The 26,879-nt window shown below is 62.9% G+C and carries 32 protein-coding genes; 19 read left to right on the plus strand and 13 right to left on the minus strand.

Annotated features, from left to right (window positions below; all coding sequences use genetic code 11):
* Window positions 1–47: 47 nt before the first annotated feature.
* The gene (gene dnaQ / locus ABVK50_RS25245) at window positions 48–776 is read left to right on the plus strand and encodes a DNA polymerase III subunit epsilon (protein WP_353643969.1); all 729 of its coding nucleotides are present in this window, start codon (window positions 48–50) and stop codon (window positions 774–776) included.
* A gap of 48 nt (window positions 777–824) precedes the next feature.
* Here the strand turns inward: dnaQ and secB are convergent, their stop codons facing one another.
* The gene (gene secB, locus ABVK50_RS25250; RefSeq protein ID WP_353643968.1) at window positions 825–1,340 is read right to left on the minus strand and encodes a protein-export chaperone SecB; all 516 of its coding nucleotides are present in this window, start codon (window positions 1,338–1,340) and stop codon (window positions 825–827) included.
* Between the two features lie 98 nt (window positions 1,341–1,438).
* Window positions 1,439–1,927, minus strand: a complete 489-nt coding sequence (locus tag ABVK50_RS25255; protein ID WP_353645819.1) for an FxsA family protein — start codon at window positions 1,925–1,927, stop codon at window positions 1,439–1,441.
* A gap of 199 nt (window positions 1,928–2,126) precedes the next feature.
* On the opposite strand from ABVK50_RS25255, the gene ABVK50_RS25260 reads away from it, so the two are divergent.
* Genes ABVK50_RS25260 through ABVK50_RS25275 form a run of 4 tightly spaced genes read left to right on the plus strand, consistent with a single transcriptional unit; the run spans window position 2,127 to window position 4,861 of the window.
* Complete coding sequence (locus tag ABVK50_RS25260) at window positions 2,127–2,831, plus strand: Tim44/TimA family putative adaptor protein (RefSeq protein ID WP_353643967.1); 705 nt, start codon at window positions 2,127–2,129, stop codon at window positions 2,829–2,831.
* A gap of 25 nt (window positions 2,832–2,856) precedes the next feature.
* A complete protein-coding gene (locus ABVK50_RS25265) occupies window positions 2,857–3,960 on the plus strand; it encodes a murein transglycosylase A (protein ID WP_353643966.1) in 1,104 nt (367 codons plus the stop codon).
* Window positions 3,957–4,496: a Smr/MutS family protein gene (locus ABVK50_RS25270; protein WP_353643965.1), complete on the plus strand. Its 540-nt coding sequence runs from the start codon at window positions 3,957–3,959 to the stop codon at window positions 4,494–4,496. Before ABVK50_RS25265 ends, ABVK50_RS25270 begins: the two co-directional genes overlap by 4 nt.
* Window positions 4,493–4,861, plus strand: coding sequence for a helix-turn-helix transcriptional regulator (locus tag ABVK50_RS25275; RefSeq protein ID WP_353643964.1), 369 nt, complete (start codon window positions 4,493–4,495; stop codon window positions 4,859–4,861). The genes ABVK50_RS25270 and ABVK50_RS25275 overlap by 4 nt, the downstream gene beginning before the upstream one ends.
* A gap of 47 nt (window positions 4,862–4,908) precedes the next feature.
* On the opposite strand, the gene ABVK50_RS25280 is transcribed toward ABVK50_RS25275, so the two are convergent.
* From ABVK50_RS25280 to hslV, 6 genes are all read right to left on the minus strand, one after another.
* Window positions 4,909–5,868 (minus strand): DUF1402 family protein, encoded by a 960-nt coding sequence (locus tag ABVK50_RS25280; protein WP_353643963.1) that lies wholly within the window; start codon window positions 5,866–5,868, stop codon window positions 4,909–4,911.
* A 110-nt stretch (window positions 5,869–5,978) separates the two neighbouring features.
* Complete coding sequence (hslU, locus tag ABVK50_RS25285) at window positions 5,979–7,292, minus strand: ATP-dependent protease ATPase subunit HslU (RefSeq protein ID WP_353643962.1); 1,314 nt, start codon at window positions 7,290–7,292, stop codon at window positions 5,979–5,981.
* Window positions 7,293–7,317: 25 nt separating this feature from the next.
* On the minus strand, window positions 7,318–8,427 hold the full coding sequence (locus ABVK50_RS25290) for a hypothetical protein (RefSeq protein ID WP_353643961.1): 1,110 nt from the start codon (window positions 8,425–8,427) through the stop codon (window positions 7,318–7,320).
* Between the two features lie 4 nt (window positions 8,428–8,431).
* Window positions 8,432–8,974 (minus strand): DUF2585 domain-containing protein, encoded by a 543-nt coding sequence (locus tag ABVK50_RS25295; RefSeq protein ID WP_353645818.1) that lies wholly within the window; start codon window positions 8,972–8,974, stop codon window positions 8,432–8,434.
* 59 nt (window positions 8,975–9,033) lie between these two features.
* Window positions 9,034–9,549, minus strand: coding sequence for a GNAT family N-acetyltransferase (locus tag ABVK50_RS25300; protein ID WP_353643960.1), 516 nt, complete (start codon window positions 9,547–9,549; stop codon window positions 9,034–9,036).
* Window positions 9,539–10,087 carry an ATP-dependent protease subunit HslV gene (gene hslV / locus ABVK50_RS25305; protein ID WP_353643959.1) on the minus strand — a complete coding sequence of 183 codons (549 nt, stop codon included), beginning with the start codon at window positions 10,085–10,087 and terminating at the stop codon, window positions 9,539–9,541. The genes ABVK50_RS25300 and hslV overlap by 11 nt, the downstream gene beginning before the upstream one ends.
* A gap of 223 nt (window positions 10,088–10,310) precedes the next feature.
* Here hslV and hisB point away from each other — a divergent pair, with 223 nt between their 5' ends.
* The 12 genes from hisB to ABVK50_RS25365 all read left to right on the plus strand — a co-directional run bounded on the left by hisB (window position 10,311) and on the right by ABVK50_RS25365 (window position 19,864).
* Window positions 10,311–10,910, plus strand: a complete 600-nt coding sequence (hisB, locus tag ABVK50_RS25310; protein WP_353643958.1) for an imidazoleglycerol-phosphate dehydratase HisB — start codon at window positions 10,311–10,313, stop codon at window positions 10,908–10,910.
* A 2-nt stretch (window positions 10,911–10,912) separates the two neighbouring features.
* Entirely contained in the window at window positions 10,913–11,383 is a 471-nt protein-coding gene (locus ABVK50_RS25315; protein WP_353643957.1) for a DUF2628 domain-containing protein, read from the plus strand.
* A 1-nt stretch (window position 11,384) separates the two neighbouring features.
* On the plus strand, window positions 11,385–12,035 hold the full coding sequence (hisH, locus tag ABVK50_RS25320; RefSeq protein ID WP_353643956.1) for an imidazole glycerol phosphate synthase subunit HisH: 651 nt from the start codon (window positions 11,385–11,387) through the stop codon (window positions 12,033–12,035).
* Window positions 12,032–12,322 carry a DUF1330 domain-containing protein gene (locus ABVK50_RS25325; protein WP_353643955.1) on the plus strand — a complete coding sequence of 97 codons (291 nt, stop codon included), beginning with the start codon at window positions 12,032–12,034 and terminating at the stop codon, window positions 12,320–12,322. Before hisH ends, ABVK50_RS25325 begins: the two co-directional genes overlap by 4 nt.
* A gap of 3 nt (window positions 12,323–12,325) precedes the next feature.
* Window positions 12,326–13,072: a 1-(5-phosphoribosyl)-5-[(5-phosphoribosylamino)methylideneamino]imidazole-4-carboxamide isomerase gene (hisA, locus tag ABVK50_RS25330; RefSeq protein WP_353643954.1), complete on the plus strand. Its 747-nt coding sequence runs from the start codon at window positions 12,326–12,328 to the stop codon at window positions 13,070–13,072.
* On the plus strand, window positions 13,069–13,905 hold the full coding sequence (locus ABVK50_RS25335) for an arginase family protein (protein WP_353643953.1): 837 nt from the start codon (window positions 13,069–13,071) through the stop codon (window positions 13,903–13,905). Before hisA ends, ABVK50_RS25335 begins: the two co-directional genes overlap by 4 nt.
* A complete protein-coding gene (gene hisF, locus ABVK50_RS25340; RefSeq protein ID WP_353643952.1) occupies window positions 13,905–14,687 on the plus strand; it encodes an imidazole glycerol phosphate synthase subunit HisF in 783 nt (260 codons plus the stop codon). Before ABVK50_RS25335 ends, hisF begins: the two co-directional genes overlap by 1 nt.
* Before the next feature lie 19 nt (window positions 14,688–14,706).
* Window positions 14,707–15,030 (plus strand): phosphoribosyl-ATP diphosphatase, encoded by a 324-nt coding sequence (locus ABVK50_RS25345; protein WP_353643951.1) that lies wholly within the window; start codon window positions 14,707–14,709, stop codon window positions 15,028–15,030.
* Window positions 15,031–15,046: 16 nt separating this feature from the next.
* Window positions 15,047–16,018 carry a type I pantothenate kinase gene (gene coaA / locus ABVK50_RS25350; RefSeq protein ID WP_353643950.1) on the plus strand — a complete coding sequence of 324 codons (972 nt, stop codon included), beginning with the start codon at window positions 15,047–15,049 and terminating at the stop codon, window positions 16,016–16,018.
* Window positions 16,019–16,126: 108 nt separating this feature from the next.
* Complete coding sequence (locus ABVK50_RS25355; protein ID WP_353643949.1) at window positions 16,127–17,164, plus strand: glycosyltransferase family 2 protein; 1,038 nt, start codon at window positions 16,127–16,129, stop codon at window positions 17,162–17,164.
* Window positions 17,164–17,856 (plus strand): methyltransferase domain-containing protein, encoded by a 693-nt coding sequence (locus ABVK50_RS25360; protein WP_353643948.1) that lies wholly within the window; start codon window positions 17,164–17,166, stop codon window positions 17,854–17,856. Before ABVK50_RS25355 ends, ABVK50_RS25360 begins: the two co-directional genes overlap by 1 nt.
* 37 nt (window positions 17,857–17,893) lie before the next feature.
* On the plus strand, window positions 17,894–19,864 hold the full coding sequence (locus ABVK50_RS25365; protein ID WP_353643947.1) for a GtrA family protein: 1,971 nt from the start codon (window positions 17,894–17,896) through the stop codon (window positions 19,862–19,864).
* Here the strand turns inward: ABVK50_RS25365 and ABVK50_RS25370 are convergent.
* The 5 genes from ABVK50_RS25370 to ABVK50_RS25390 all read right to left on the minus strand — a co-directional run bounded on the left by ABVK50_RS25370 (window position 19,786) and on the right by ABVK50_RS25390 (window position 24,029).
* Window positions 19,786–20,403, minus strand: a complete 618-nt coding sequence (locus ABVK50_RS25370; protein WP_353645817.1) for an alpha-ketoglutarate-dependent dioxygenase AlkB — start codon at window positions 20,401–20,403, stop codon at window positions 19,786–19,788. The two genes, ABVK50_RS25365 and ABVK50_RS25370, sit on opposite strands and share 79 nt — an antisense overlap.
* Before the next feature lie 203 nt (window positions 20,404–20,606).
* A complete protein-coding gene (lysM, locus tag ABVK50_RS25375) occupies window positions 20,607–21,128 on the minus strand; it encodes a peptidoglycan-binding protein LysM (RefSeq protein WP_353643946.1) in 522 nt (173 codons plus the stop codon).
* A gap of 96 nt (window positions 21,129–21,224) precedes the next feature.
* Window positions 21,225–21,662, minus strand: a complete 438-nt coding sequence (gene arfB / locus ABVK50_RS25380; RefSeq protein WP_353643945.1) for an alternative ribosome rescue aminoacyl-tRNA hydrolase ArfB — start codon at window positions 21,660–21,662, stop codon at window positions 21,225–21,227.
* Window positions 21,659–22,327, minus strand: a complete 669-nt coding sequence (locus ABVK50_RS25385; RefSeq protein WP_353643944.1) for a nitroreductase family protein — start codon at window positions 22,325–22,327, stop codon at window positions 21,659–21,661. The genes arfB and ABVK50_RS25385 overlap by 4 nt, the downstream gene beginning before the upstream one ends.
* Before the next feature lie 91 nt (window positions 22,328–22,418).
* Entirely contained in the window at window positions 22,419–24,029 is a 1,611-nt protein-coding gene (locus ABVK50_RS25390; RefSeq protein WP_353643943.1) for a phosphoenolpyruvate carboxykinase, read from the minus strand.
* 348 nt (window positions 24,030–24,377) lie between these two features.
* Here ABVK50_RS25390 and ABVK50_RS25395 point away from each other — a divergent pair, with 348 nt between their 5' ends.
* A complete protein-coding gene (locus ABVK50_RS25395) occupies window positions 24,378–25,079 on the plus strand; it encodes a response regulator transcription factor (RefSeq protein WP_008834406.1) in 702 nt (233 codons plus the stop codon).
* A gap of 12 nt (window positions 25,080–25,091) precedes the next feature.
* Window positions 25,092–26,876, plus strand: a complete 1,785-nt coding sequence (locus ABVK50_RS25400) for a sensor histidine kinase (RefSeq protein ID WP_353643942.1) — start codon at window positions 25,092–25,094, stop codon at window positions 26,874–26,876.
* Window positions 26,877–26,879: the final 3 nt, after the last annotated feature.

Here is a 26,879-nt window from a genome sequence, read left to right on the forward strand (position 1 = left end):
AAAAAGCCCGCTGCGGCCAAGCTTGGCCGTGGAGTGATTCGGTACCAATGCGCGAAATCATATTCGATACGGAAACGACCGGGCTCGACGCGCGCGACGACCGGATCATCGAGATCGGCGGTGTTGAGCTCGTCAACCGCTTCCCGACCGGCCGCAATTTCCATGTTTTCATCAATCCGCAGGGCCGCGATGTGCATCCGGACGCGCAGGCCGTGCACGGAATCAGCAACGCCGATCTTGCCGACAAGCCGCCATTCGCGGAGATAGCCGGCCAGTTCCTCGATTTCGTCGATGGCGCCAAGCTGGTCGCGCACAATGCCGGTTTCGACATGGGCTTCATTAATGCCGAACTGGGGCGGCTCGGCACCCCGGCGATCGGACCGGACCGGGTCGTGGACACTTTGGCCCTGGCGCGGCGCAAGCATCCGATGGGGCCGAACTCGCTCGACGCGCTTTGCCGGCGCTACGGCATCGACAACAGCCGCCGCACCAAGCACGGCGCGCTGCTCGATTCGGAGCTTCTGGCTGAAGTCTATATCGAGCTTATCGGCGGCAAGCAGGCCGCGCTGATCCTTGATGCGGTAGCGTCCACACCGGCAGGCGACGCCGCAATGATTCACGTGGAACTTTCCATCCAGGCGCGGCCGGAGCCGCTGCCCTCGCGTCTAACGGAGGCCGAACGCGCCAGTCATGCCCGGCTTGTCGCCGAACTGGGCGAGCAGTCGATTTGGGCGCAGCTAGGCCAGGACCGGTCGAGCCTGCGGGCTCAGGCATAAAAAACCCGGCGCAAGGCCGGGTTCTTCATTTCAAAGGCCGTACGAAGGTCAGCTGACCTGCACCTTGGAAGCGGTCTTGTCCTCGGCCATCTTCTGCTGGAACATCTGCGCGAAGTCGATCGGGTCGAGCATCAGCGGCGGGAAGCCGCCATTGCGGGTCGCTTCGGCGATGATCTGGCGTGCGAAGGGGAACAGCAGCCGCGGGCACTCGATGAACAGCAGCGGCAGCATGTGCTCCTGCGGGAATCCCTCGATGCGGAACACGCCGCCATAGACCAGCTCGACATTGAACAGCACGTCCTTGTCAAAGGCCGCCTTGGCGTTCAGCGACAGATTGACGTCGAATTCCTTCTCCGACAGCGGATTGGCATTGACGTTGACGCTGATATTGATGCCCGGCGCCTTGTCGCGGCCGCGCAGCGAATTCGGCGCGCCGGGGCTCTCGAAGGAAAGGTCCTTCACATATTGGGCAAGCACATTGAGCGAAGCCTGGGTCGTTCCGGCGTTTCCGTTTCCGCTGGTCGGCGTTCCGGCCGATTCGTTTTCTTTTTCTTTGCTGGCCATCAGCTACGGTCCTCTTGGTTCAGCCGCGCGGCGGCCCGTTTGAATCGAGCGTTCGCTAGCATGCGCGGCATGTCAAGACAAGGAAAAGGCTCTTGCCGTCACTCCTCGTCTATCTGTCGCCAAGGCGACCCCGGCGACCCCCCTTTCGAGTAGTCGTCGGGATCGAGGTCGATGGTGCGGCCGCTCCCTTTCCGGGCAAAGCCGCCGCCCATCGTGGAGAAACTGGTTGCGAAATTGACGCGGCTCTTCAGGAACCGCCAGCCGAGGTCGCGCACCTTCGGCACGAACAGCAGTATGCCGAGAAGATCGGTGAGGAAGCCGGGAATCAGCAGTAAGAATCCGGCGACGAGGATCATGATGCCGTGAGCAAGCTCGCGGCCCGGGTCGCGCCCGGCCTCGATGTCGCGGCGGATGCGCGTCATGACCCCGAAGCCCTGGAAGCGGAGCAGCATGGCGCCGGCAATGCCGCTCGCCACGATAAGCCCGAGCGTGGCGAGAACGCCAATCTGACGCCCGACCAGCACGAAGCCTGCTATTTCCAGGAGGGGAAGCACAAGCAGGAAGAGGGGGATGAAGGGAATACGCACGAAACCGCCGGGGGCTGGAGTTGGAATGGGCATGGGCCAGTCAATGCTGGCGCATCGCCCCACAGATAGGTATGCACGGCTTTGATTTGAATGATTGCGGCATGCGTTCTATATGCAGTGATTGAACAGCGCGACGCGGCGCCGGACGGCGATCTCGCCATCCAAGCCCGCTGGAACACGGGATCGGTTGGCGGAAGATATGGAATTCTTCGATTTCGGCACGATATTTTTTTTGATCGCGGCTGTCGTGATCTTCTTTCAGCTCCGCAACGTGCTGGGACGCCGTACCGGCAGTGAGCGGCCGCCCTTCGATCCCTATACGGCCGGCCGCGCGCGTACCAAGGATGCGGCGGCCAAACCTGAAAACGTCGTCTCCCTTCCGCGCAAGCGGACGGCGGCCGAAACCGAAGAAAGCTTCGCCGCCATCGACGCCTTCGCCAAGCCAGGGACTAACCTGAACAAGGGGCTTCGCTCGATCAAGGAGGCGGATCCGTCCTTCGACCCGAAGAATTTCGTCGAAGGCGCCAAGATGGCCTATGAGATGATTGTCATGGCCTATGCCGATGGCGATCGCAAAACACTGAAGAACCTGCTTTCGCGCGAGGTCTATGACGGCTTCGTCGCGGCCATCGCCGACCGTGAGAAGCGCAACGAGAAAATCCAGTCTTCATTCGTCGGCATAGACAAGGCCGACATCGTCTCGGCCGAGATGAAGAACGGCGAGGCCCATATCACGCTGCGCATCGTCAGCGAATTGATCTCTGCCACCCGCGACAATGCCGGCGCCGTCATAGACGGCGATCCCGAAACGGTCGCCGAGGTCAAGGATGTCTGGACCTTCGCTCGCGACACGCGCTCGCGCGATCCGAACTGGAAGCTGGTCGCGACCGAAGAGGAAGACTGACGCTCGACGGTCGAGGGTCCGGTCGGTGCCGCTTTCGCCCGCCTTTCAAATCGTCTCCTTTGCCGATCTGCCAGGCTGGATCGCGGACGACCAATCCAGCGCCTTCGACGCGTTTCGGCGTTCTGCCATACATGCCCTGTCGAAGCCGTACCGCTCCGGTTCGTTGGGCGTGGATTCTTCCAGCTTCTCCGAAGCCTATGAGGCAGCCAGGGCGACAAAATCCCTGACCCATGCGGAGTCGAAAGCCTTTTTCGAGGTCCACTTCGTGCCGGCCCGCATCGTGCCGGAAGACGCGGATGCCGGTCTGGTCACCGGTTTTTACGAGCCCGAGGTCGAGGCGTCGCTGGTCCGGACGGAGCGCTTTTGCGTTCCGCTGCTTTCGCGGCCGGCAGATCTCGTCGATATTGACGATGAAAATCGCCCGGATGGGATGGACCCTTACCTGGCTTTCGCCAGGCAAACCGGATCTGGGTTGGTCGAATATTTCGACCGCGCCGCGATCGAACAGGGCGCGCTTGCCGGGCAGGATCTCGAAATCGCCTGGATCGAAAGTAAGGTGGATGCCTTCTTCATCCATGTGCAGGGCGCGGCGCGGCTCAATATGGCCGACGGATCGCTCCGGCGCGTCACCTATGCCGGCAAATCCGGCCAGCGTTTTTCCGGCCCGGGAAAGATCCTTGCCGATCGCGGCGAGATTCCGCTCAATCAGGTGACTATGCAGTCGATAAGGGCATGGTTCACCCGAAATCCCGACCGCGTTGACGAGATCCTGCAGCAGAACCGCTCCTATATTTTCTTTCGCGAAGCGCCGGTCGACGATCCTGCGCTTGGCCCCGTAGCTGCGGCCAAAGTGCCGCTGACACCCGGCCGATCGATCGCCGTGGACCGGCTGCTGCACACATTCAGCACACCTTTCTTCATCGATGCACCGTCGCTTACCGCCTTTGGCGGACAGCCCTTCCGCCGGCTGTTGATCGCGCAGGATACCGGATCGGCGATAGTCGGAGCGGCACGGGGCGACCTGTTTGCGGGCTCCGGCCACGAGGCAGGCGAGATCGCCGGCGTGGTGCGCAACCGGGCGGATTTCTTCGCACTCATCCCCCGCGCTTTGGCCGAGGAACAGGCATGAGCAGGCCTTCCGAAAAGAAGCTCAGCGACGAGGACCGTGTGCTGTGGAACCTGGTCGCCCGCTCGGCAAAGCCACTGACGGGAAAGCAGGCGGTTGAAATACCTGAAGTTCCGCCGGTCTCGATGGATGAGGCGATGGATACGGCTCGTCCCAAGCCCGTCGCTTCCACCGCCGCTCGGCCGAAGCAGGGCGTTTCGCATTCCTTCGACAAGCCGACGCACGAGAAGCTGGCGAAGGGCCGGCTGCCGATCGAGGGCCGCGTCGACTTGCACGGAATGAGCCAGGAGCAGGCCTATTCGCTGCTGCTTTCCTTCCTGCACCGGGCGCATGCCGGCGGGGTACGCTACGTGCTGGTGATCACCGGCAAGGGCTCGTCGTCCGGCGGCGAGGGCGTGCTGCGGCGCGCGGTTCCCGCCTGGCTTTCGACCGCGCCGTTCCGGTCGCTCGTTAGCAGCCACGACCACGCCGCCCGCAATCATGGCGGCGCCGGCGCGCTCTATGTCCGGCTGCGCCGCCATTCCCCGAAAAACCCGTGACGCCGTTCGGGGCGAAGATCCGGGCGCTCAGGCGCGAGCGCGGCGTCAGCCAGAAAGACATGGCCAAGGCGCTGGGCGTCAGCGCCGCCTATCTCTCGGCGCTCGAACATGGCCGCCGTGGCGCGCCAAGCTGGGCGATGGTGCAGAAGATCATCGGCTACTTCAACGTCATCTGGGACGATGCGGAGGAACTGGAGCGGCTGGCCGAGACGTCGCATCCGCGCGTTGTCGTCGACACGTCGGGCCTGTCACCGGCCGCTACCGAACTGGCGAACCTGCTTGCAGCTAGCATAGGCCGGCTTGAACCTGACGAAATCCGCGACCTGATCGACCAGATCGAGGCGGCGCTGGAAAAACGGCGGTAGCTTCGAACGGAAGTTCGGATCGTTGGACTTGATTCGGATAGTTGGAACTAGAACAGAGCCCGCAGTTCCGGCAGCTTCTCGTTGACGAGCCAGCCATAATAATTCTCTTCCGGAAATCTCGGCTCCTGCCCCTCCGCGAAGCGCTTCTCGTTCTCGGCCTTGAGCGCGTAGGCGCGCGCTTCCGGATCGCCGACATTGTAGAGCGTTGCGGTGATGCCGGGGTTTTGAGAAATGTCGAAGCCGGCGATCGTCCGGTAGGCGTCGATCGACTTTTTCAGGGTCGCCGCCACATAGGGCAGGGTCAGGTCCGGATCCATGATGGTCTCGTAGACTTGGTTCGGCTGCCGGGCATCGAGCTTCGGCAAACCCGAGACCTGATGCACCAGATCGCTCATCTGCAGCGCGGTCAGCGGGTTGAGCTGGCCGATGCCGAAGGTCTGCCCGGCATAGAAGGGCTGGAAGAACGTCGCGCTGAAGCGGTCGTCGGGATAGGAGACGCCTTCCACCGTCCGACCACGGAATTCCCGGTTCCAGACGCGCTCGCGGCAGGTCCACACTTCATAGCTGCCCGAAACGTTCGCACAGGCTGAAAATTCCGGCCGCGCGACAAAATCGACGATGTCTTCCTCGCCGTAGCTGAAGCTCAGCCGGCTGCTCAAATAGGACACGGCCTTGACGTAGTAGGTCTGCAGCCGGTCGTAGGCGTCGACATTGTAGGTGTGTTCGCCGACGATCGCGCCGGCAATGTGGACGGGGTCAATGCCGTAGGCATTGGCCGCCGTCTTGATCTTGGAGAGCAACCCTTGGTCGCGCTGCAACAGCGAATAGACCTTGCGGTATTTGGCATCGAAACTGGTCTTGCCTGCCTGCGTGCGCTTGGCCGACGCGCCCGGAACTCCGGGCTGTTCCAGGTGCCGATTGCCCACGGGCACAATAATCTGCGCCTGCGCAATGCCGACGCCAAGCGCCAGGACCAGCGCGCCCGCCAAAGAAAATGATCTCGTCATGTCCCGCCGCAACCCCATGGCCCGCAGCCGTGCAACCTAGGTAAAGCCCGATTGGGAGTCGAGTCCCTGTAGCCCGGCGCTCGTCGCCGGCCCCACCCGGCGCCGGCTCTTTAAAGGATGAATCGCGACAAATCTGTGTTCTTGGACAGATCGCCGACATTCTTTTGGACGTAGTCGGCGTCGATGTTGATCTCCGAGCCGGAGCGGTCCGGCGCATTGTAGGAGATGTCGTCGAGCACCCGCTCCATCACCGTCTGCAGGCGGCGCGCGCCGATATTCTCGAGTGTCGCGTTGAGGTCGACGGCGATGCCGGCGAGCGTATCGATGGCGTCGTCGGTGAAGGAAAGCGTCACGCCCTCGGTATCCATCAGCGCGACATACTGCTTGATCAGGCTCGCCTGCGGTTCGGTCAGGATGCGGCGGAAATCGTCCTTCTCCAGCGCACGCAGCTCGACGCGGATCGGCAGGCGGCCCTGGAGTTCGGGCAGGAGATCCGACGGCTTCGACACGTGGAACGCCCCGGAGGCGATGAACAGTATGTGGTCGGTCTTGATCGGTCCGTACTTGGTCGCGACCGTGGTGCCTTCGACCAGCGGCAGCAAATCGCGCTGCACGCCTTCCCGGCTGACGCCCGCGCCCATGCCGCCGTCGCGCGCGGCGATCTTGTCGATTTCGTCGAGGAAGACGATGCCGTCGTTCTGCGCCGACTGCAGCGCCATCTGCACGACCTGGTCCTGGTCGAGAAGCTTGTCCGACTCGTCGTCGATCAGGTGGGAGTAGGACTCCTTCACGGTCGTTTTGCGTGTCTTGGTGCGCTGCCCGCCCATCGCCTTTGACAGCATGTCGTTGATGTTCATCACGCCGATATTGGCGCCCGGCATGCCCGGAATCTCGAAGCTCGGCATGCCGCCGCTGCCGGTGTCGGCCACCTCGATCTCGATCTCCTTGTCGTCGAGTTCGCCGTCGCGCAGCTTCTTGCGGAAACTGTCGCGGGTCGCCGGGCTCGCCGTCTTGCCGACAAGCGCTTCCAGCACACGCTCCTCGGCATTGAGGTGGGCGCGGGCCTTGACCTCCTCGCGCATCTTTTCACGCACCAGGCCGATGGCGACCTCGACCAGATCGCGGATGATCTGCTCGACATCGCGGCCGACATAGCCGACCTCGGTGAATTTGGTCGCCTCGACCTTGATGAAGGGGGCGCCCGCCAGCCGGGCGAGGCGGCGCGAAATTTCCGTCTTGCCGACGCCGGTGGGCCCGATCATCAATATGTTCTTCGGCATCACCTCTTCGCGCATCTCGCCTTCGAGCTGCTGCCGACGCCAGCGGTTGCGCAGCGCGATGGCGACCGCGCGTTTGGCGTCCTTCTGGCCGATAATGTAGCGGTCGAGTTCGGAAACGATTTCGCGGGGGGAGAATGTGGTCATGAGTAAATGGGCTCTTTGAACTGACTCAAGTGTGCAAGTGGCGCAGATGGGAACCGGGAAGCCGCAGTGCAATAGTTGGCGGCAGCAGGCCAAGCAGCAGGCTACGCAGGCGGTGCCACTCGGCGCTTAGAACCAGCACGACCGCGCCGAGCACCAGGACCGTAAGCGGCACGACGCCGTTGACGAACCCGCTCGCGCCGACCAGTGAGGCGAAAGCGATGCCGGCATAGGATAGGCCGGAGACCAGTACGGCGCGCCGATCGACAACGACTGCGACGACAGCAAGTACGGAGAACACGGCGAGGATGCCCCAGGCCGAACCCGTGCTGGTCATTCCCGAATCCGGCGCAAAGCCTCGGATCAGGGGATGCACGATCATAGGCGCCGCCAGAAGATGGAGCCAGAAGGCGATATCGGTGCGGCGTGTCACCCGCTGGGGGTCGCTCATGTCGAAGTGCATGGCGAGCGCGAACACGGCAAGACCGCAGATCAGCACGATAATGTTGGACGCGTATTCGACGAAATCCGGCGCTGCCGTGAAAAGCAGGCCAACGATGGCGCCGACAAGCGCCAGCATGCCCGCTGCGATCGTAATCGGTACGCGAAAACGCCAGTAGTGCAGCGCTGTGCCGGCCACGGTTACGAGCGCTGCGCCTGCGAGCGCCAGCGGATCATCGAAGCGCAGCCCGCGGAAGCCGGGGCCGGGGCGGAAACCCGCAGTCTGTTCGGTCAGGACATCGAACGCATGATAGGACGCCAGGAACACCGCGACGGCGTAGACGATCAGCAGGACGATGCTGGGCAGAGCCATGCGCCGCGCCTGGGTGAAGAACTGGGCAAGACCCCAGGCAGTCAAAGCCAGGATGGCAGCCGTTCCAAAAAGGCCGAACCTCTCATAGGCAAAATAGGTAAGGGCGCCAAGAAAGAGCGCAAGGCCAATCGTAACGAAGATATCGCCAAAGCCGCTGATGAAGCGCAGCTTCTCGTCGTCCTCTGGTTCCGATGCCGCGGCCTGCTCGATTTCCAGATCGCGCAGGCCCTGTGCCTGCTCGGCTGACAGCAGCCCCTGCGTTACGGCGGCCTGCAAGGTATTTTCCGAGATGGCGCGAACGGGGATGTTCATTGCAACGGTCATGACATCACACCGGCCCGGATTGCCACTGCTTGATGAAATCGAACGGGTGCAGCAGCATGATCACGTTGAGGGTCAGGTTGTCGCGGATGACGAGGCCCACGCCTATTTCGAAGGCGAGCGCGAGGGTCACGGTCACCCATATAGGAAGGCGCGCCGCCATGGCAAAGCCCAGCACCATCCACAGCGTGTCGGACATAGAGTTGACGATGCTGTCGCCGAAATAGTCGAGCGAGATCGTCGCATCGCGATAGCGGTTGATGATGAAGTCGGTGTTTTCCAGAAGCTCCCAGCCCGCCTCGATCGCCACTGCGAATGCCAGGCGGACGCCGGTATTGACGCGCGGCATGACCAGCCAGAGCAGCCAATAGAACAGGAAGCCGTGTATGATATGCGAGAACGTGTACCAGTCGGCGAGATGCTGGCTGTTCTCGCTGCTCTGCGTCACGCCGTGCCAGAACTTGACCGTCCCGCATTCGCAGATCGGCGGCTGGCCCATGATGTAGAGCACGACGCCCTGCGCCGCGATCAGCGCTGCGGCCACGAGCATTCCGGCCAGCAAAATGCGCCTTTGTTCCGAAGCTTGCGGATCGGCCGCCTGCGTTACCGTCATGAAAAGTCCCCCTCCTCATTGTCGCGCGCCATCATCAGCGCGAGACCGTAGACCGATGTACGTGTGTCGAAGGCCTTGAAGCCAGCCTTTTCGTAGGCGCGGATCGCCCGGAGATTTGCGGGGTCCGGATCGATTATCACACGCGGCGTCCCCTCCGCGAAAAGTTCCTCGACGAACTGGCGCACGATCGCCGAGCCGTGGCCGATACCGACCAGATCCGAGTCTCCGATCGAAAGGTCGATGCCGAGCGTGCCGAAAGGCTGGTCCCGGTAGGGGTGGTCGTCTTCGAGATGCGGGTCGTAGCTCTGGAGGTAGCCGATCGGCCTGCCGTCCAGCTCGATGATGAGCGGTTCGACCGAGATGCTGTCGATATGTTCGCGAATTGCAACGATCTCCTCGTCGGGATCGTCCCACCATTCCGCCACGTGCGGTTCTGCCAGCCAGCCGGCGATCATCGGCAGGTCGGCCTCGGTCACCGGCCGGAAGCTGTAGCGATGCGCCTTAGGCGGCATCGAGGGTTTCGACGACGAAATTGCTGTTCGTATAGACGCAAATCTCCGAAGCGATCTGCATCGCCCTGCGGGCGATCTCCTCCGCGTCCTTGTCGGTGTCCAGCAGTGCGCGGGCGGCAGCGAGCGCGAAATTGCCGCCCGAGCCAATGGCCATCACGCCGTGTTCCGGTTCAAGCACGTCGCCGGTGCCGGTCAAAGCCAGCGATACGTTCTTGTCGGCGACCAGCATCATCGCCTCCAGCCGGCGCAGATAGCGGTCGGTGCGCCAGTCCTTGGCGAGTTCCACGCAGGCGCGTGTCAGTTGCTCCGGATATTGCTCGAGCTTGGCCTCGAGCCGCTCGAGCAGGGTGAAGGCGTCGGCGGTCGCGCCCGCGAAGCCGGCCATCACATTGCCCTTGCCGAGGCGGCGCACCTTCTTGGCATTGCCCTTCATGATGGTCTGGCCAAGGCTGACCTGGCCGTCGCCGGCGATCACGACTTTTCCTCCCTTGCGCACCGTGATGATGGTCGTGGCGTGCATGGTCAGTTCGTTCGACATTTTTTGCTCCGATTTCGCGCGATTCCCGAAAAGGCGAAGGGCGCGGACGAGGATGGTTCCGGCCATATGTATGCGAGGCCTTGCGGAATGCAAATCGCCATGAGCCTGGCGCTGATTCTGGCGTCGAAACAGTCGAAGACCGGCGCGGTGGCGCGCCAGTCAACTTTCCTTCGCAGGATCATGCTGATAGAAGGCTCGCATTCCTGAAACGCAAGGACCGCCGATGGCCGCCCGCTCTGCCGAGATCAGCCGCAAGACCAGGGAAACCGAGATCGTCGTCTCCGTCGATGTCGACGGCGCCGGCCGCTCCGAAATGGCGACGGGCGTCGGCTTCTTCGACCACATGCTCGACCAATTGTCGCGGCATTCGCTGATCGACATGAAGGTCACGGCAAAGGGCGACCTGCACATTGACGACCACCACACGGTGGAGGACTGCGGCATCGCCATCGGTCAGGCTCTGACCAAGGCGCTGGGCGACCGGCGCGGCATCATGCGCTATGCCTCGATAGACCTTGCCATGGACGAAACGCTGACCCGGGCGGCGGTCGACATTTCGGGCCGGCCCTTCCTGGTCTGGGACGTCGCGTTCTCCTCACCCAAGATCGGCACGTTCGACACCGAGCTGGTGCGCGAATTCTTCCAGGCGTTGGCGCAGAACGCCGGCGTAACGCTGCACATCGCCAACCTTTATGGGGCCAACAACCATCATATCGCCGAAACCTGCTTCAAGGCGGTGGCGCGGGTGCTGCGCGCGGCGCTCGAGCGCGATCCGCGCCAGCCGGACGCGGTCCCGTCGACCAAGGGCACGCTGGGAGGCTAGCCATGGCCGTTTATGTCGTCATGGAGCCGCCGACCCGGGCCGACGCCGTGCTGGTTCGCGACGGCTTCCACCTGTTCGGGTTCCTGACGCCGCCGATATGGCTGCTCTGGCACCGGCTGTGGATCGAGGCGATCGTTGCGTTCGCGGTTGCGATGGTGCTTGCTGCAATTGGCGAGGTCGCGGGTCTTGGTTTCGCCGGCACGCTTCTGTCGCTGCTGGTATCGGTCTATGTCGGCATCGAGGGTGCCGCGCTCCGCCTTGCGGCGCTGCGCCGCCGCGGCTGGCGCGAATGGGGCGTGGTCGAGGCGGATTCGTTCGACGACGCCGAGGCGCGTTACCTGTTCGACGCCGAGCGGCATGAAAGCGGCGAGCCACCACGCGAGCCGAACCCGCCCGCTCCGCGACCGCAGTCAGTTCCGGCCCGTCGCTCAGGACCGGCGCTCGGCCTGTTCAACTATCCCGGAAGAGCCTGACATGCGGGTCGCCATCATCGATTACGGCTCGGGCAATCTGCGCTCGGCCACCAAGGCGTTTCAGCGCGCCGCGCGGGAAGCCGGGATAGCCGCCGAGATAGACCTGACTGCCGACGCCGGACGCGTGCGCAGCGCCGACCGCATCGTGCTGCCGGGCGTCGGCGCCTATGCCGATTGTCGCGCCGGCCTGGCTGCGGTGGAAGGCATGAACGAGGCGATCGAGGAGGTCGCGATCGCCAAGGCGAGGCCGTTCCTCGGAATCTGCGTCGGCATGCAGCTGATGTCGGAGCGCGGACTGGAGAAGACGGTCACGCGAGGCTTCGGCTGGATTTCAGGCGACGTGAAGGAGATCACGCCGACCGATCCGGCGTTGAAGATCCCGCAGATCGGCTGGAACACGATTCACGTGAAACACACGCATCCGCTGTTCGACGGCATCGCGACCGGCGAAAGCGGACTGCACGCCTATTTCGTCCATTCCTATCATCTGGACGCGACCGACCCGGAGCAGGTGCTGGCCGTGACCGACTATGGCGGGCCGGTGACTGCGGCCGTGGCGCGCGACAATCTGGCGGGCACGCAATTTCATCCCGAGAAGAGCCAGGCGCTGGGCCTGGCTCTGATCGCCAATTTCCTGAGGTGGAGACCATGAACAAGAAGGGCTACTGGATGGCGATGGTCGACGTGACCGACCAGGAAAACTATCCGAAATACATCGCCGCCAACAAAGCGGCGTTCGACAAATACGGGGCGAAGTTTCTTGTGCGCGGCGGCCAGGGGCAGGTCTTCGAAGGGCCGGCTGCGTCGCGGCTCGTCGTGATCGAGTTCGAATCCTACCAGACCGCGCTCGACTGCTATCATTCGCCGGAGTACCAGGCGGCGCTGAAGCTCAGGCAAGCCTATTCGAACGCCCATTTTGCCGTCGTCGAGGGCGCCTGAGCGATGATCCTGTTTCCCGCCATCGATCTGAAGGACGGCCAGTGCGTGCGCCTGAAGCTCGGCGATATGGAGCAGGCCACGGTCTACAATGCCGACCCGGCGGCGCAGGCCAAGGCCTTCGAGGATCAGGGGTTCGAATGGCTGCACGTCGTCGACCTGAACGGGGCGTTTGCCGGCGGCAGCGTCAACGGCGCGGCGGTCGAGGCGATCCTTGCTGCGACGAAGAATCCGGTACAGCTCGGCGGCGGCATACGCACGCTGGCCGACATCGAAGGTTGGCTCGATAAGGGCCTGGCGCGGGTTATTCTCGGCACGGTCGCCGTGCGCGATCCGGACCTGGTCAAGCAGGCTTGCAAGAGATTTCCGGGCAAGGTCGCGGTCGGCATCGACGCCAGGGGCGGCAAGGTTGCGGTCGAGGGCTGGGCCGAGGCGTCCGAGCTTGGCGCGATCGAGCTGGCGAAAAAATTCGAAGGCGCGGGCGTCGCGGCGATCATCTATACCGACATCGATCGCGACGGCATTCTGGCCGGCATCAACTGGGAAGCGACGATCGAACTTGCCGACGCCGTGTCGATCCCGGTGATCGCCTCCGGTGGCCTCGCATCCATTGCCGACATCGTCCGCATGACCATGCCCGACGCAAAAAAGCTCGAAGGCGCGATCTCCGGCCGCGCTCTCTACGACGGGCGCATCGACCCACAGGAAGCGCTGGCGATCCTGCGTGAAGCAAACACAGGTAAGCAGAATTGAAACTCTCCATCATTGTGGCGCCCTATGACAGCGGGCGCCGGCACGAAGGTCTCGGCAAGGGACCCGACGCGCTGCTTTCCGGCGGGTTGGTAGAGATGCTGACGCTGAGCGGCCATGACGTGACGGTCGAGGAGATTGATGAGATCAAGGACCTCGACGACCGCGAAATCGCGACCGGTTTTGCTGTCTGCAAGGCAGTGGCCGAGAAGGTCGGCGAGAGCGAAGCCGAGGGTCGTTTCCCGGTCGTGCTGGCCGGCAACTGCCTGACAACTTGTGGCGCGGTCGCCGGCGAGAAGGCGGATTCGGTCATCTGGTTCGATCAGCACGGCGACATCAATACGCCCGAGACCTCGTCCTACGGGTTCCTGGACGGGATGGCGCTCGCCACCGCACTCGGCCTTTGCTGGCGGCCGATGGCCAATGCCATTCCCGGCTTCCACGCCGTCGATCCGGCGAAATGCATGCTGGTCGACGCGCGCGATCTCGATCCGGACGAGAAGGTGTTGCTGGACAGGCTGCCGATCATCCATGCCGAAGTCGGCGGGGCCGCCGACAAGGTGGTTGGGCTGAAGGAGGCCGGCGCGCGGCGCACGCATCTCCACATCGACCTCGACGTGCACGATCCGGACAGCCTGCAGGTGAACCGCTATGTGCAGCCGGGCGGGCCGAAGCCCGCCGCGGTGCGCGAGGCGGCGAGCTGTATGGCGCGCTCGGCGCCGATCGTCGGCCTGACGCTGTCGGCCTACGATCCGGCATTCGACACCAAGGGCAAGGTGCCGCCCGCCGTCGGCAAACTGATGATCGATTTCCTCGCAGCACTGGAGCGGATTTGATGCTCAAAGCCCGCGTCATTCCCTGCCTGGACGTCAAGGACGGCCGCGTCGTCAAGGGCGTTAACTTCGTCGATCTGATTGACGCCGGCGATCCGGTCGAGGCGGCCAAGGCCTATGACGAGGCGGGCGCCGACGAGCTCTGCTTTCTCGACATCACCGCCTCGTCGGAGAACCGCGAGACGATCTTCGACGTCGTCGCCCGCACGGCCGAGCAGTGCTTTATGCCGCTGACCGTCGGCGGAGGCGTGCGCCAGGTCGCCGACATCCGCAAGCTGCTGCTCGCGGGGGCCGACAAGGTGTCGATCAATACCGCGGCCGTGAAAAATCCGGACTTTGTCGCCGAGGCCGCCAACAAGTTCGGCAACCAGTGCATCGTCGTGGCGATCGACGCCAAAAAGGTTTCAGGCCCGGGCGAAGCCGACCGCTGGGAGATATTCACCCATGGCGGACGCGAGAAGACCGGCATCGACGCGGTCGAGTTCGCGCGAAAGGTGGTCGATCTCGGCGCCGGCGAGATATTGCTCACCTCGATGGACCGCGACGGCACCAAGGCCGGCTATGACATAGCGCTGACCCGCGCCGTGGCCGATGCGGTGCGCGCCCCGGTGATTGCGTCGGGCGGCGTCGGCACGCTCGACCACATGGTTTCGGGCATCCGCGACGGCCATGCGACGGCGGTGCTTGCCGCCTCCATTTTCCATTTCGGAACCTATACAATCGCCGAGGCCAAGGCCCATATGGCGGCCGCCGGCCTGCCGATGCGGCTGGACTCCGCCGCCTGACCAACTTAGAGGCTTCGCGATGACGGATTTTTCGCTCGCCGATCTGGAGAGGATCATCGCAACGCGCGCCCGCTCCGGCGATCCGGAATCGTGGACGGCGAAGCTCTATGAGCGCGGCATCGAGAAAGCGGCGCAGAAGCTCGGCGAGGAGGCGGTCGAGACGGTGATTGCAGCCGTCAAGGGCGACGACAAAGCCCTCATTTCGGAAAGCGCCGATCTTCTTTATCATTGGCTGGTCGTGCTGACGATCGCAGGCGTCTCGACTTCGGAAGTGCTGGCCGAACTGGAGCGGCGAACCGGGCGGTCGGGCACGGCCGAAAAGGCGTCGCGCGACCGGAGCTGAACAGGCCGGCGCAAATTTGGGAAAAGCGATGGATCAACTCGTCCCGACCGAGAAATATTCGCCCTATCGCTTTTTTTCGGCGGAACGCTGGGCGGAGTTTCGTGCCGATACGCCACTGACGCTGACCGAGAGCGAAGTCCGCAGGCTGAGTTCGCTCTACGATCCGATCGACCTCGACGAGGTGCGGCGCATCTATCTGTCGATGTCGCGGCTGCTTTCGGCCCATGTCGAGGCGAGCCAGCTGCTGTTTCGCCAGCGCAAGGTCTTTTTCAATTCGAACGACGCCGTCAAGACGCCTTTCATCATCGGCATGGGCGGCTCGGTGGCGGTCGGCAAGTCGACCACGGCGCGCGTCATGAAGGAACTGCTCGCCCGCTGGCCGTCGAGCCCCAAGGTGGACCTTGTCACGACCGACGGTTTCCTGCTGCCCAACGAGGTTCTGCGCCGCGAAAACCTGATGGAGCGCAAGGGCTTTCCCGACAGCTACGATGTCGGGGCGATCCTGCGCTTCCTGTCGGCGATCAAATCCGGCCAGCCGGACGTGCGCGCGCCCGTCTATTCGCATCTGACCTACGATGTGGTAGCCGGCGAGTTTGTCACCATCGATCGGCCCGACATTCTGATCTTCGAAGGTCTCAACGTGCTGCAGGCGGGCGATCTGCCGCAGGACGGCAAATACGTGCCCTTCGTGTCCGATTTCTTCGACTTCTCGATCTATATCGACGCCGACGAGGAGATGATCCACAATTGGTACATCACCCGCTTCATGCGGCTCAGGGAGACGGCGTTCCGCAATCCCGAATCGTTCTTCCACCGCTATTCGCAATTGTCGGAGGACGCGGCCCGCGCCATTGCCGAGGGGCTGTGGGCCAACATCAACCTCAAGAACCTGCGCGAGAACATCCTGCCGACACGCCCGCGCGCAGACCTCATCCTGCGCAAGGGCGCCGACCATCTGGTCGAGGAAGTGGCGCTCAGGAAGCTCTAGGCCCTTGGTGCGAAAGCAATTTCGGGAAGCGCTTAACGGCCTATTAGCCTCTCTGGTTTAGTTCTTGCCTGTTCGGTCTCTTGCGGACCGCTGAAGAGCGAGGGCGCTGTGGGGCACAACAGCCATGTCGATATCGTTGCGTGGCGTCCGCGTTACTCGCTCGTCATTCCGATCTACAACGAGGAAGCGGTCCTGCCGCTGCTGGTCAAGCGGATCAAGGCTCTGCTCGAACAACTCGATGGCGAGACCGAAGCCATTTTCGTTGATGACGGCAGCCGCGACACCAGCGTTATTTACCTGCGCGAGATGGCGTCATCCGACCGACGCTTCCGGCTCATCGAACTGTCGCGCAATTTTGGCCACCAGGTAGCTATCACTGCCGGCATGGATGCGGCGAGCGGCGATGCTGTCATCGTCATGGATGCGGACCTGCAGGATCCGCCGGAAGTCGCGCTCGATCTCGTCGCCAAATGGAAGGAAGGCTACGAGATCGTCTATGCCCGCCGTATCCGGCGGGAAGGCGAGACGCTGTTCAAGCGGCTGAGCGCCAGCCTGTTTTATCGATTTCTCGAAAAAATGACGGCAGTCGATATTCCACCCGATGTAGGTGATTTCAGGCTGGTCGGCAGCAAGGCGCTCGAAACCTTCAAGCGTATGCCCGAACGCGACCGTTTTGTCCGCGGCATGTTCGGCTGGATGGGCTTCAAGCAGACCGCAGTGCCGTTCGAACGTCCCGCGCGTACATTGGGTGAAACCAAATATCCGTTCGGCAAGATGCTTCGTCTGGCCCTTCACGGCGTCATCGGTTTCTCCGAAAAGCCGCTGCGCGTCGCGCTCTGGGCTGGTTTAGCTATTTCGGGACTGGCGGCGTTGTTCGGGATTTTTGCCGTCTGGGCTTGGCTTTTCGGAATCGGTGTGGTTGCCGGCTGGACGTCCACCGTGGTCATCGTTTCCTTTTTCAGCGGCATGAACCTCTTCATGACCGGCGTCGTCGGCCTTTATGTCGGCGGCATTCACGCCGAAGTGAAGCGGCGTCCGCTCTATGTCGTCGAACGGTTGACGGGCTTTGACGAGGCAATCATCACTGCCGCCGACCACCAACGCAAAGGGCGGTCAGTCGGCGGCCATCACCGGAGCCTCGGCTGATGGCCGAATCCTTCGACAGCTATCGCACCGCCTACGGCAAACTGGTCGAGGACTCGATCAGTTTTTCGGGCCTGCAGCACGACTTCTTTCTGGCTGCCAAAGCCGATCTACTGGAGCGGCTGCTCGCCGATCGCGGGCTGGCGTCCGGCAACCGTCCGGTGCATGCGCTCGACGTCGGCTGCGGGATAGGCGCATTCCATCCGCTGCTGAGAGGCAGGTTCGCCTCGTTGAGCGGCTGCGACATTTCAGGCGATTCGATCGCCCGCGCCCGGCACGACAATTCTTGGGTCGACTACACCGTTCATCGCGCACCATCACTACCTTACAAGGATGGCCGTTTTGATCTCGCCTTCGCCATATGTGTTGTCCATCACGTTCCACCGGCGCAATGGCCTGCCTTCCTCGGCGAATTGAAGCGCGTGGTGCGGCCAGGCGGTATCGCCTGTATCATCGAGCATAATCCGTACAATCCGCTGACGCGGTTTGCCGTCCTGCGCTGTCCGTTTGACGAGGATGCGGTGCTCCTCACGTCGCGCACAGCGCGCCGCTTGTTCTACCAAGCAGGCTTTTCGGAGATCGAAAGCGAGCACTTTCTTCTTCTTCCTTCCGCGAAGCCATTGGCGCGAATGATCGAAAAGAGCTTCGCTCGTGTGCCATTGGGAGCGCAATATGCCTGCATCGCACGCGCCTGATCTTGCCGGCCCTCCGCCGAGATCGCCTCCGGCAATCGTGGCGATATTCGTCAGCGTTGGCGTCGCGGCGACCATTCTTTATTTCGTCCTTGCGTCATCCACTTCGGTTATTTTGCAGGTGTCACCATCAATTAGCAGTGTCGTGGCCTATCTGCTTTCTGCGGTCTTTTCCTACTGTGGCCACAAGTATCTGAGTTTCACCTCCTCAGGCGCGCATACAATCGAAGCGCCGCGCTTTGTCGTCACGACCACGCTCGGGCTCCTGATTGCCTACCTACTTCCACTGGCTGCAGAGCGGATGGGCTTGCCTCATTTCGTGGCCTATGCGGCGGTGTGCCTTGTCGTTCCGATGGTCAACTTCGTGCTGCTGAAGAGATGGGTATTCCGTATCGGGAACTCGCCCCACGAAGCTGTCTTTGCTGGTGGGAGTACGGGGAGGCTGCTCGCCTGGGGGCTCGTCATTTCGTGCGTCGCTTTCGTCATTCAGTTGACGATGTGGCCGATCAACCCAGACACGAGTTGGCTGATAACCGTCATCGAAAGGATGCGTGCTGGCGACCGCCTCTATGTCGACGTCATCGAACTCAATCCACCCAGCTCGATCTGGCTCTATTGGGTTCCAGTACTGCTGTCGCGCCCCATTGGCCTTTTGCCGGAATCCGTGGTGTACGCTTATACGCTGCTCATCTGCCTTGGCGGAGTGGCGATGACCGGGTGGATTATCCGTTCCGGAAATCTCATCACTGGCCGCGCCTTGGCGCAAGCGATGGCGTTGATGCTCGTTTCTGCCGCGCTCCTTGTCGGCAACTCCTTCTCGGAACGAGACCATATTGGAGCTGTGCTGCTCACCCCGCTGATTGCGCTCACTGCATGGCGTGGGAGCGGTAGCGCCGGCCTGGCACCTAGGCATTGGCTGGCGGCAGGCTTCGCTGGCGGAGTGATCGCTCTCGTAAAGCCGTATTATGCCGTCGTAGTCTTCGCTGCCGCAACCTATGTTGTTGTGAGACGCCGGGACATCGGCCTCTTCTTGCTGCCCGAGTTCCTGATCGCAGGCGGCATGAGCGTGGCCTACATGGCAGTGTTTTATCTTGCCTATCCCATTTATTTCGAGGAGTTGCTGCCAATCCTGCGCGAGACCTACATGGCGTTCTCCTGGCCGCTCGATCTGCTGGCGGTGCTGGCGGCGCCGTTGCTTGTGATTCCGGTCGTTTACGGGATATTCGCGAGATCGGGCGGCCGCAGTATTTTCGGCGACCTGCTGCTGATCTGTGCGGGCGCTGCGTGCATACCCTATTTCACCCAGGGCAAGGGCTGGGCCTATCACACTTATCCTGCCGTTTATCTCGGCTCGGTGGCCGTCATCGTGGCAGCCTGCAAGCTCGTCTTCGACAGGCCTGGTCCAGCGGTGCGGCTGCCGAAATTGGCCGAGATCGCCGGCCTGACATTAATGGCGCTGGTGGCCGCCCATTGGCGATTCTTCCCGGACCATGCGGCCTCACGAGATCTCGCGACGGCCGTGCGTGGGCAGACGTCCTCACCGACAGTGGGCATGTTGGGCGGCGACATTGCCGCCGGTCATCCGCTCGCGCGGATGTTGGGGGGCCGTTGGATAGAGCCTTACTGCAGCGACTGGATCGCCATCTTCGCCTTGCGGTTGGAGGACGAGGCGCTGCGCCAGGGTGACGGTGAAAGGGCCGGGTACTTCAAGGATATGCTGAACCGCTATCTGGCTGGCAAACGGGAGCGGCTGACCGAGGCTCCGCCGGAGATCCTGATCGTCGACCGGGGCGACCGCCTCGTGCGGATGATGCTCGCGGAACACGGCTTCGACCGGCTGCTCGCGAACTACGCAATGACAGGCGCTGATAAGGAGCTGGAAGTCTATCGTCTCGCGAACCCCACCGTCGTCGAGCCGCATGACATGGCGGTTCAGGACGGGATCGTCACCCTTCTCAGGGTCAGGTTGATGCGGCCGCCATTCTTCAAGAGCGTCGAGGTGGCCGGATAGATGCGGTCGACGCCGTGAAAGGCGAGCCGCCCTACGCCGCCAAGCACGACAAGGTCGCCGCTTCGCAGCCGGAATGATTTTGTCTGGCCGTCACGGCTGGTCTGTCCGACCCGGAACAGGCAGTCGTCGCCGAGCGAGACCGACACGACCGGCGCGGCAAGGTCGCGTTCGTCGCGGTCCTGGTGCAGGCCCATCTTCGCCGTATCCGTGTAGAAGTTGACCAGACAGGCTTCCGGCGGATGCGAGTAGTCGGCGACCTCCCGCCAGAGGCGCAGCAGTGCGTCCGGAATCGGCGGCCATGGCTCGCCGGTCACCGGATGCGTCGGCTGATAGCGATAGCCGCGCTCCCTGTCGGTCACCCAGCCGAGCGACCCGCAATTGGTCATGCGCACGCTCATTTCCTTGCCGGTGCGCGGCATGACGGGAATGTAGAGCGGCGCGGCCTGAACCACCTTGCGGATGTCCTCGACCAGCGCTTCCTGCGCATCGCGGTCGAGGTAGTCCGGAAGGTGGCGAACGCCTTTGGGAAGCCCCTGGATCATAATTCCTTTTATATGGGTGCGTCTTTCGACGCTTTCCTTCGACCTTTCGACAAGCTCAGGGCTCAGGGTACCCTCAGGATAAGGAAGGTCGACGCAAAGACGCTCCTCATCCCGAGGTGTCCGCAAGACGTTGCAACGAGATCACCCGGCGAAGCGGGCGAGCCTCGACGGGACGCACCTCATTTTTGACGCTCCGCGTGTCACGCCTGCTCAAGGTCGGGAATGCGCAGCACCTGGCCCGGATAGATCTTGTCCGGATGCTTCAGCATCGGCTTGTTGGCCTCGAAGATGATGGTGTATTTCGATGCCTTGCCCTTGCCGTAGCTTGCCTCGGCAATCTTCGAAAGATTGTCGCCCTTCTTCACGGTGTAGAAAACCGGCTGCTTCGCGGGCGTGGCGGCCGCGACCAGCGCCGTCATGTCGACATTGCTGTCGAGCTCCAGGCCTGAATCGGGAGCCACGACCTTCAGCTCGTCCGCCTCGACCTTGGAAATGCCGAGCGTGTTGCCGACAGCGACGACCGCCTTCTCGAAGATCGACTGGTCCTTGACGACGCCCTTGAGGATGACCTTGTCGCCCTTGACGGCGACATCGACTTTGTCGGTGCCGAGCTTGTGAGATTCGAGTTCCTTCTTCACGGCCGCGGCTTTCGCAGCCTCGTCGTCGTCATCGCCGAAGCCCAGCTTCTCGCCGACATTCTTCACGAAATCGAATATTCCCATGCCACATTTCTCCTTGCGCCCCCGCGCTGCGAGAAATTTGGCACCTGCCGCGGGAAAATGGAAGCCGTTCGGCTCGCCTATAAATTGAGGACGCACTCAGTCGCTGTCGATCTTGCCGCGCAGTTTTTTGACGGTGGAGCGCCCGGCCTTGCTTTGCAGCCGCCTCTCGACCGAGCCTTTGGTCGGCCGCGTCTTCTTGCGCGGCTTGGGCGGCGGCTCGGCCGCCTTGGCGACGAGTGCGGTCAATCGGGCGCGCGCATCGGCGCGGTTCTGCTCCTGCGTGCGGAACCGGCCGGCCTCGATGACAATGATCCCGTCCTTGGTGGCGCGCTGGCCGGCCAGGCTTATCGTGCGTTCCCGCACGCGCTCGGGAAGACCGGGCGCGTTCCTGGCGTCGAAGCGCAATTGAACGGCGGTCGCGACCTTGTTGACGTTCTGACCGCCCGGTCCCGACGAGCGGATGAAGTTCTCGACCAGCTCGTCCTCGCCGATGAAGACATCGGGCGCGATCGAAATTCCGCCGCGCTCGTTCATTCGCGCCAGACGATGATTTCGTCCGCTCCCTTGCGCCGTATGTCGGGCACTTTCGCATTGTCCGCGGGATAGCCGGCGACCAGCAGTATGACCGCCTTCTCATTGTCCGGCCGGCCGCAGATCGCGTTGAGAAATCCCATGGGCGACGGCGTGTGGGTGAGCGAGGCGAGCCCGGCATTGTCCAGGCTGGCGATCAGCAGGCCGGTGGCGATACCGACCGATTCGGGCACGTAGTAATGCTTGACCTTCCGGCCGTCCGGACCGAGGCCGTAGCGCTGGCCGAAGATGGCGATCAGCCATGGCGCGGTTTCCAGAAACGGCTTTTCCGCGTCGGTGCCAAGCGGGCCGAGCGCGTCCAGCCATTCCTGCGAGGCGCGGCCGCTATAGAATTCGCGCTCCTCCTCTTCCGCCGCCGCGCGAATACGGGTCTTCATTGCGGCGTCCGAAATGCACACGAACGTCCAGGGCTGCTGGTTCGCGCCCGACGGCGCGGTCGCCGCCGTCATCACGCAATCCTCTATCAGGCGGCGCGGCACAGGACGGTCGGAAAAATGCCGGACCGTGCGCCGCCTCGACATCAGCTCGCGGAACTCCGCGGCGCGTTGCGACATGTCCGGCGCGGCATATTCGCGAAAGCGCAGCGAAATTTCCTTCAGCTCGGGCATGGGTTTCCTTCCGTCCTCACCACGGAACGGATTTAGCCAAAAGAGAAAGGCCCGGCAAATGCCGGGCCCTGCAAAAACACGTCTGGCGAATTTATTCCGCGGCTTCCTGCATGCGCGGCGCGGCACTCAGGATGGCGGCGTCGACATGGGCTTCGAACTTGCCGAAATTGTCGATGAACATGCCGACCAGCCTTTTCGCCTGCCGGTCATAGGCCTGGCGGTCGGTCCAGGTCGAGCGCGGGTCGAGCATCGCCGCATCCACGCCGGGAACGGCGAGCGGCACGGCGAATCCGAAATTCGGGTCCGTGCGGAACTCCGCGTCCTTCAGCGAACCGTCGAGTGCGGCGGCAAGCAGCGCCCGCGTCGCCTTGATCGGCATGCGCCTGCCTGTCCCGTATGCGCCGCCGGTCCAGCCTGTGTTGACCAGCCAGCAGTCGACGCCGTGCTCGGCGATCAGCCGGCGCAGCAGATTGCCGTATTCTGATGGGTGGCGCGGCATGAAAGGCGCGCCGAAGCAGGTCGAGAAGGTCGCCTCCGGCTCGGTGACGCCCTTTTCGGTGCCGGCGACCTTTGCCGTATAGCCGGAAAGAAAGTGGTACATGGCCTGCGCCGGCGTGAGTTTCGCGATCGGCGGCATCACGCCGAACGCGTCGGCGGTCAGCATGATGATGTTCTTCGGATGGCCGGCGCGGCCGCTCTTGCTGGCATTGGCGATGAAGTCCAGCGGATAGGCGCAGCGCGTGTTTTCGGTCAATGAGCCGTCATCGAAATCCGGAACACGGTTCTCGTCGAGCACGACGTTTTCCAGAACGGTGCCGAAGCGGCGGGTGGTCGCGAATATCTCCGGCTCCGCCTCAGCCGAGAGGCGGATCGTCTTGGCGTAGCAGCCGCCTTCGAAATTGAAGATGCCGTCAGGGCCCCAGCCATGCTCGTCGTCGCCGATAAGCGTGCGCGAAGGATCGGCCGAAAGCGTGGTCTTGCCTGTGCCCGACAGGCCGAAGAACACGGCGGCGTCGCCGTTCGGTCCTTCATTCGCCGAACAGTGCATCGGCATGACACCGCGCGAGGGGAGCAGGTAATTGAGGGCCGTGAAAACCGATTTCTTCATTTCGCCGGCGTAGGAGGTGCCGCCGATCAGCACGATCATGCGGGTCAGGTCGACGGCGATGACGGTCTCCGTGCGGCAGCCATGCCGGACCGGGTCGGCGCGGAAGGAGGGCAGGTCGATGATCGTCATGCTCGGCACGAAGCGGTCCAGCTGCTCCGCGGACGGGCGAATGAGCAGATTGCGGATGAACAGCGAATGCCAGGCATATTCGGTGACGACGCGTGTCGGCAGCTTCTGGTTCTCGTCGGCGCCGCCGACCAGATCCTGCACGAAGAGGTCCTTGCCGGCCGCATGCGCGGTGAAATCCGTTAGCAGCGCATCGAAATGCGCCTCGCTCATCCGTTTGTTGTTGTCCCACCAGACGTCAGCTTCGGTCGCGGCGCTGCGGACGACGAACTTGTCCTTGGCCGAGCGTCCGGTGTGCTGTCCGGTATAGGCGACGAGTGCGCCGTGCGCCGTCAGCCGGGCCTCCCCGCGCCGAATCGCTTCTTCATAGAGCGCCGCGGCATTGAAATTATAATGCACTCTTCCAGTGGTTTTCAGGCCGGCCGCGTCGATCCCGCAGGCGGGGTTTCGTTTTCCTGTTTCCGTCATGTGAGCCCCTTCAGATGCCCGCCGCCGCTTTGCGCCAACCGGAATAGCTCCTAGGGGCACATCTGGTCTGAAACAGAAAAACCAAACGATTTCAAACTATTAATCGATTTAAGGTTTTTAAATTTTGTTTAAATCGGTTAGATCGGCCATTAACCGCATCGGATCGGTGGTATAAGGCGTTGTGATCGCTGGGCCAAACGGGTAAAGAAACCCCTTGGGGCGGAGCGATTGTGGCAGCCCGGCTGTGACATCGGCCGGTTGATGTGCCACATTTTGTACCCAATTTGTCCCCCAATAGCCCCTTCTCGACCAAGGAAGGGACACTCGCTCATGAGGGAGCCGCTTGAAATGGCGACAATCGCGCTGGTCGACGACGACCGCAATATTCTGACCTCGGTTTCCATCGCCCTGGAATCGGAAGGCTATCGCGTCGAAACCTACACCGACGGCGCCTCGGCGCTCGAAGGTCTGGCTGCTCGTCCGCCGAGCCTGGCCATCCTGGACATCAAGATGCCGCGCATGGACGGCATGGAGCTTCTGCGCCGCATGCGCCAGAAGACCGATCTGCCGGTCATCTTCCTGACATCGAAGGATGACGAGATCGACGAGCTTTTCGGGCTGAAGATGGGCGCGGACGATTTCATCCGCAAACCGTTTTCGCAGCGTCTGCTGGTCGAGCGGGTCCGGGCGGTGCTGCGCCGCGCATCGGCGCGCGAGGCCGCGGCCAAGACGCCGAACCAGCAGGCCCGCTCGCTGGAACGCGGCCAGCTGGTCATGGACCAGGAGCGGCACACCTGTACCTGGAAGGGCGAGCCGGTGACGCTGACCGTCACCGAATTCCTGATCCTGCATTCGCTGGCGCAGCGTCCGGGCGTGGTCAAGAGCCGCGACGCGCTGATGGATTCGGCCTATGACGAGCAGGTCTATGTCGACGACCGCACCATCGACAGCCACATCAAGCGCCTGCGCAAGAAGTTCAAGGCTGTCGACGACGATTTCGAGATGATCGAAACCCTTTACGGTGTAGGCTACCGGTTCCGCGAGGCTTAAGCGGCGTACCAAATGGCCATGGAAGTGGAGTTGAAGAAGCCGGTGGCCGCCGCGAAGCGGCCGCGCCGGATTCTGCCTTCGCTTCTGTCCAGGGTGACCGTGCCGCTGCGGCGCTTCCTCGGCCACTATGTCTTTTCGAGCCTGACGCGCCGCATCCTCTTCCTGAACCTGGCCGGCCTCGGCGTCCTCGTTGTCGGCATCCTCTATCTCAACACCTTCCGTGACGGCCTTATCGACGCGCGCGTCGAAAGCCTGATGACGCAGGGCGAGATCATCGCTGGCGCCATCGCGGCTTCGGCGACGGTTGAGACCGATTCCATCAGCATCGATCCGGAAAAACTGCTCGAGCTGCAGGCGGGCGAAAGCATCGGCCCCGGTTCCGACCAGCTCGACAATCTCGACTTTCCGATCAATCCCGAGCGCGTGGCGCCGGTGCTGCGGCGGCTGATCTCGCCGACGAGGACGCGCGCCCGCATCTACGACCGCGACGCCAATCTGCTCCTCGATTCCCGGCATCTTTATTCGCGCGGCCAGATCCTGCGCTACGCCCTGCCGCCGGTGGAGGAGGAGGAGCCGAGCATCCTGGAACGGCTGGAGAAGACGGTTTTCGACTTCTTCCGCGGCACCGACCTGCCGATCTACCGCGAGCAGCCGGGCGGCAACGGCGCGGCGTTTCCTGAGGTGATGAACGCGCTGACCGGCAGCCCGTCGACCATCGTCCGGGTCAGCGAACAGGGCGAGCAGATCGTCTCGGTCGCCGTTCCCATCCAGCGCTTTCGCGGCGTGCTCGGCGTGCTGATGCTGTCGACCGAAGGCGGCGACATCGACAAGATCGTCGCTGCCGAACGCAAGGCGATCCTGCGCGTCTTCGGCGTCGCGGCGCTGGTCACGGTAATCCTCTCCATGCTGCTCGCCTCGACCATCGCCAACCCGCTGCGCCGCCTCTCGGCCGCGGCCGTCAGGGTGCGCCGCGGCGTCAAGAGCCGTGAGGAGATCCCGGATTTCTCCGACCGTCAGGACGAGATCGGCAACCTTTCCATCGCCGTGCGCGACATGACCAATGCCCTCTATGCCCGCATCGAGGCGATCGAGAGCTTTGCCGCCGATGTCAGCCATGAGCTCAAGAACCCGCTGACCTCGCTGCGCAGCGCCGTGGAGACACTGCCTCTGGCAAAGAGCGCCGAATCGCGCGAGCGGCTGATGGATGTCATCCAGCACGACGTCCGCCGCCTCGACCGGCTGATCACCGATATTTCAGATGCTTCCAGGCTCGATGCGGAACTGGCGCGCGAGGATGCCGAACGGGTCGATATGAAGAAGCTTGTCGGCGACCTCGTCTCGGTATCGCAGGAAGCCGGCCGTCAGAAACGCAAGATGACGATCGATTTCAAGGTCGCCAAGCTGCCGCAGGGGGTCAAGGGCTATTACGTCAACGGCCACGATCTGCGGCTCGGCCAAGTCATCGCCAATCTGATCGAGAACGCCCGCTCCTTCGTGCCGGAAGAGGGCGGACACATCAACGTCTCGCTGGCGCGCGAGGGCAAGTTCATCATCGTCACCATCGACGACAATGGCCCCGGCATCCGCGCCGACAGCATCGACCGCATATTCGAGCGCTTCTATACCGACCGCCCGTCCAGCGAGGCATTCGGACAGAATTCGGGCCTCGGCCTGTCGATCAGCCGGCAGATCGCCGAGGCGCATGGCGGCTCGCTGACGGCCGAAAACATTCCGGGCGCCAAGCCGGGAGCCATGAAGGGTGCGCGCTTCGTCATGACGCTTCCCGCCGAAGGCTGACAG

Source organism: Mesorhizobium sp. WSM2240, from assembly GCF_040438645.1.
Classification (GTDB): Bacteria; Pseudomonadota; Alphaproteobacteria; order Rhizobiales; family Rhizobiaceae; genus Allomesorhizobium.

Coding starts and splice junctions, on each gene's coding strand:
- dnaQ (WP_353643969.1), top strand. CDS start 48: ATGCGCGAAATCATATTCGATACGGAAACGACCGGGCTCGACGCGCGC.
- secB (WP_353643968.1), bottom strand. CDS start 1,340: ATGGCCAGCAAAGAAAAAGAAAACGAATCGGCCGGAACGCCGACCAGC.
- ABVK50_RS25260 (WP_353643967.1), top strand. CDS start 2,127: ATGGAATTCTTCGATTTCGGCACGATATTTTTTTTGATCGCGGCTGTC.
- ABVK50_RS25270 (WP_353643965.1), top strand. CDS start 3,957: ATGAGCAGGCCTTCCGAAAAGAAGCTCAGCGACGAGGACCGTGTGCTG.
- ABVK50_RS25280 (WP_353643963.1), bottom strand. CDS start 5,868: ATGACGAGATCATTTTCTTTGGCGGGCGCGCTGGTCCTGGCGCTTGGC.
- hslU (WP_353643962.1), bottom strand. CDS start 7,292: ATGACCACATTCTCCCCCCGCGAAATCGTTTCCGAACTCGACCGCTAC.
- ABVK50_RS25290 (WP_353643961.1), bottom strand. CDS start 8,427: ATGACCGTTGCAATGAACATCCCCGTTCGCGCCATCTCGGAAAATACC.
- ABVK50_RS25295 (WP_353645818.1), bottom strand. CDS start 8,974: ATGCTCGTGGCCGCAGCGCTGATCGCGGCGCAGGGCGTCGTGCTCTAC.
- ABVK50_RS25300 (WP_353643960.1), bottom strand. CDS start 9,549: ATGCCGCCTAAGGCGCATCGCTACAGCTTCCGGCCGGTGACCGAGGCC.
- hslV (WP_353643959.1), bottom strand. CDS start 10,087: ATGTCGAACGAACTGACCATGCACGCCACGACCATCATCACGGTGCGC.
- hisB (WP_353643958.1), top strand. CDS start 10,311: ATGGCCGCCCGCTCTGCCGAGATCAGCCGCAAGACCAGGGAAACCGAG.
- ABVK50_RS25315 (WP_353643957.1), top strand. CDS start 10,913: ATGGCCGTTTATGTCGTCATGGAGCCGCCGACCCGGGCCGACGCCGTG.
- hisH (WP_353643956.1), top strand. CDS start 11,385: ATGCGGGTCGCCATCATCGATTACGGCTCGGGCAATCTGCGCTCGGCC.
- ABVK50_RS25325 (WP_353643955.1), top strand. CDS start 12,032: ATGAACAAGAAGGGCTACTGGATGGCGATGGTCGACGTGACCGACCAG.
- hisA (WP_353643954.1), top strand. CDS start 12,326: ATGATCCTGTTTCCCGCCATCGATCTGAAGGACGGCCAGTGCGTGCGC.
- hisF (WP_353643952.1), top strand. CDS start 13,905: ATGCTCAAAGCCCGCGTCATTCCCTGCCTGGACGTCAAGGACGGCCGC.
- ABVK50_RS25345 (WP_353643951.1), top strand. CDS start 14,707: ATGACGGATTTTTCGCTCGCCGATCTGGAGAGGATCATCGCAACGCGC.
- ABVK50_RS25360 (WP_353643948.1), top strand. CDS start 17,164: ATGGCCGAATCCTTCGACAGCTATCGCACCGCCTACGGCAAACTGGTC.
- lysM (WP_353643946.1), bottom strand. CDS start 21,128: ATGGGAATATTCGATTTCGTGAAGAATGTCGGCGAGAAGCTGGGCTTC.
- arfB (WP_353643945.1), bottom strand. CDS start 21,662: ATGAACGAGCGCGGCGGAATTTCGATCGCGCCCGATGTCTTCATCGGC.
- ABVK50_RS25385 (WP_353643944.1), bottom strand. CDS start 22,327: ATGCCCGAGCTGAAGGAAATTTCGCTGCGCTTTCGCGAATATGCCGCG.
- ABVK50_RS25390 (WP_353643943.1), bottom strand. CDS start 24,029: ATGACGGAAACAGGAAAACGAAACCCCGCCTGCGGGATCGACGCGGCC.
- ABVK50_RS25395 (WP_008834406.1), top strand. CDS start 24,378: ATGGCGACAATCGCGCTGGTCGACGACGACCGCAATATTCTGACCTCG.
- ABVK50_RS25400 (WP_353643942.1), top strand. CDS start 25,092: ATGGCCATGGAAGTGGAGTTGAAGAAGCCGGTGGCCGCCGCGAAGCGG.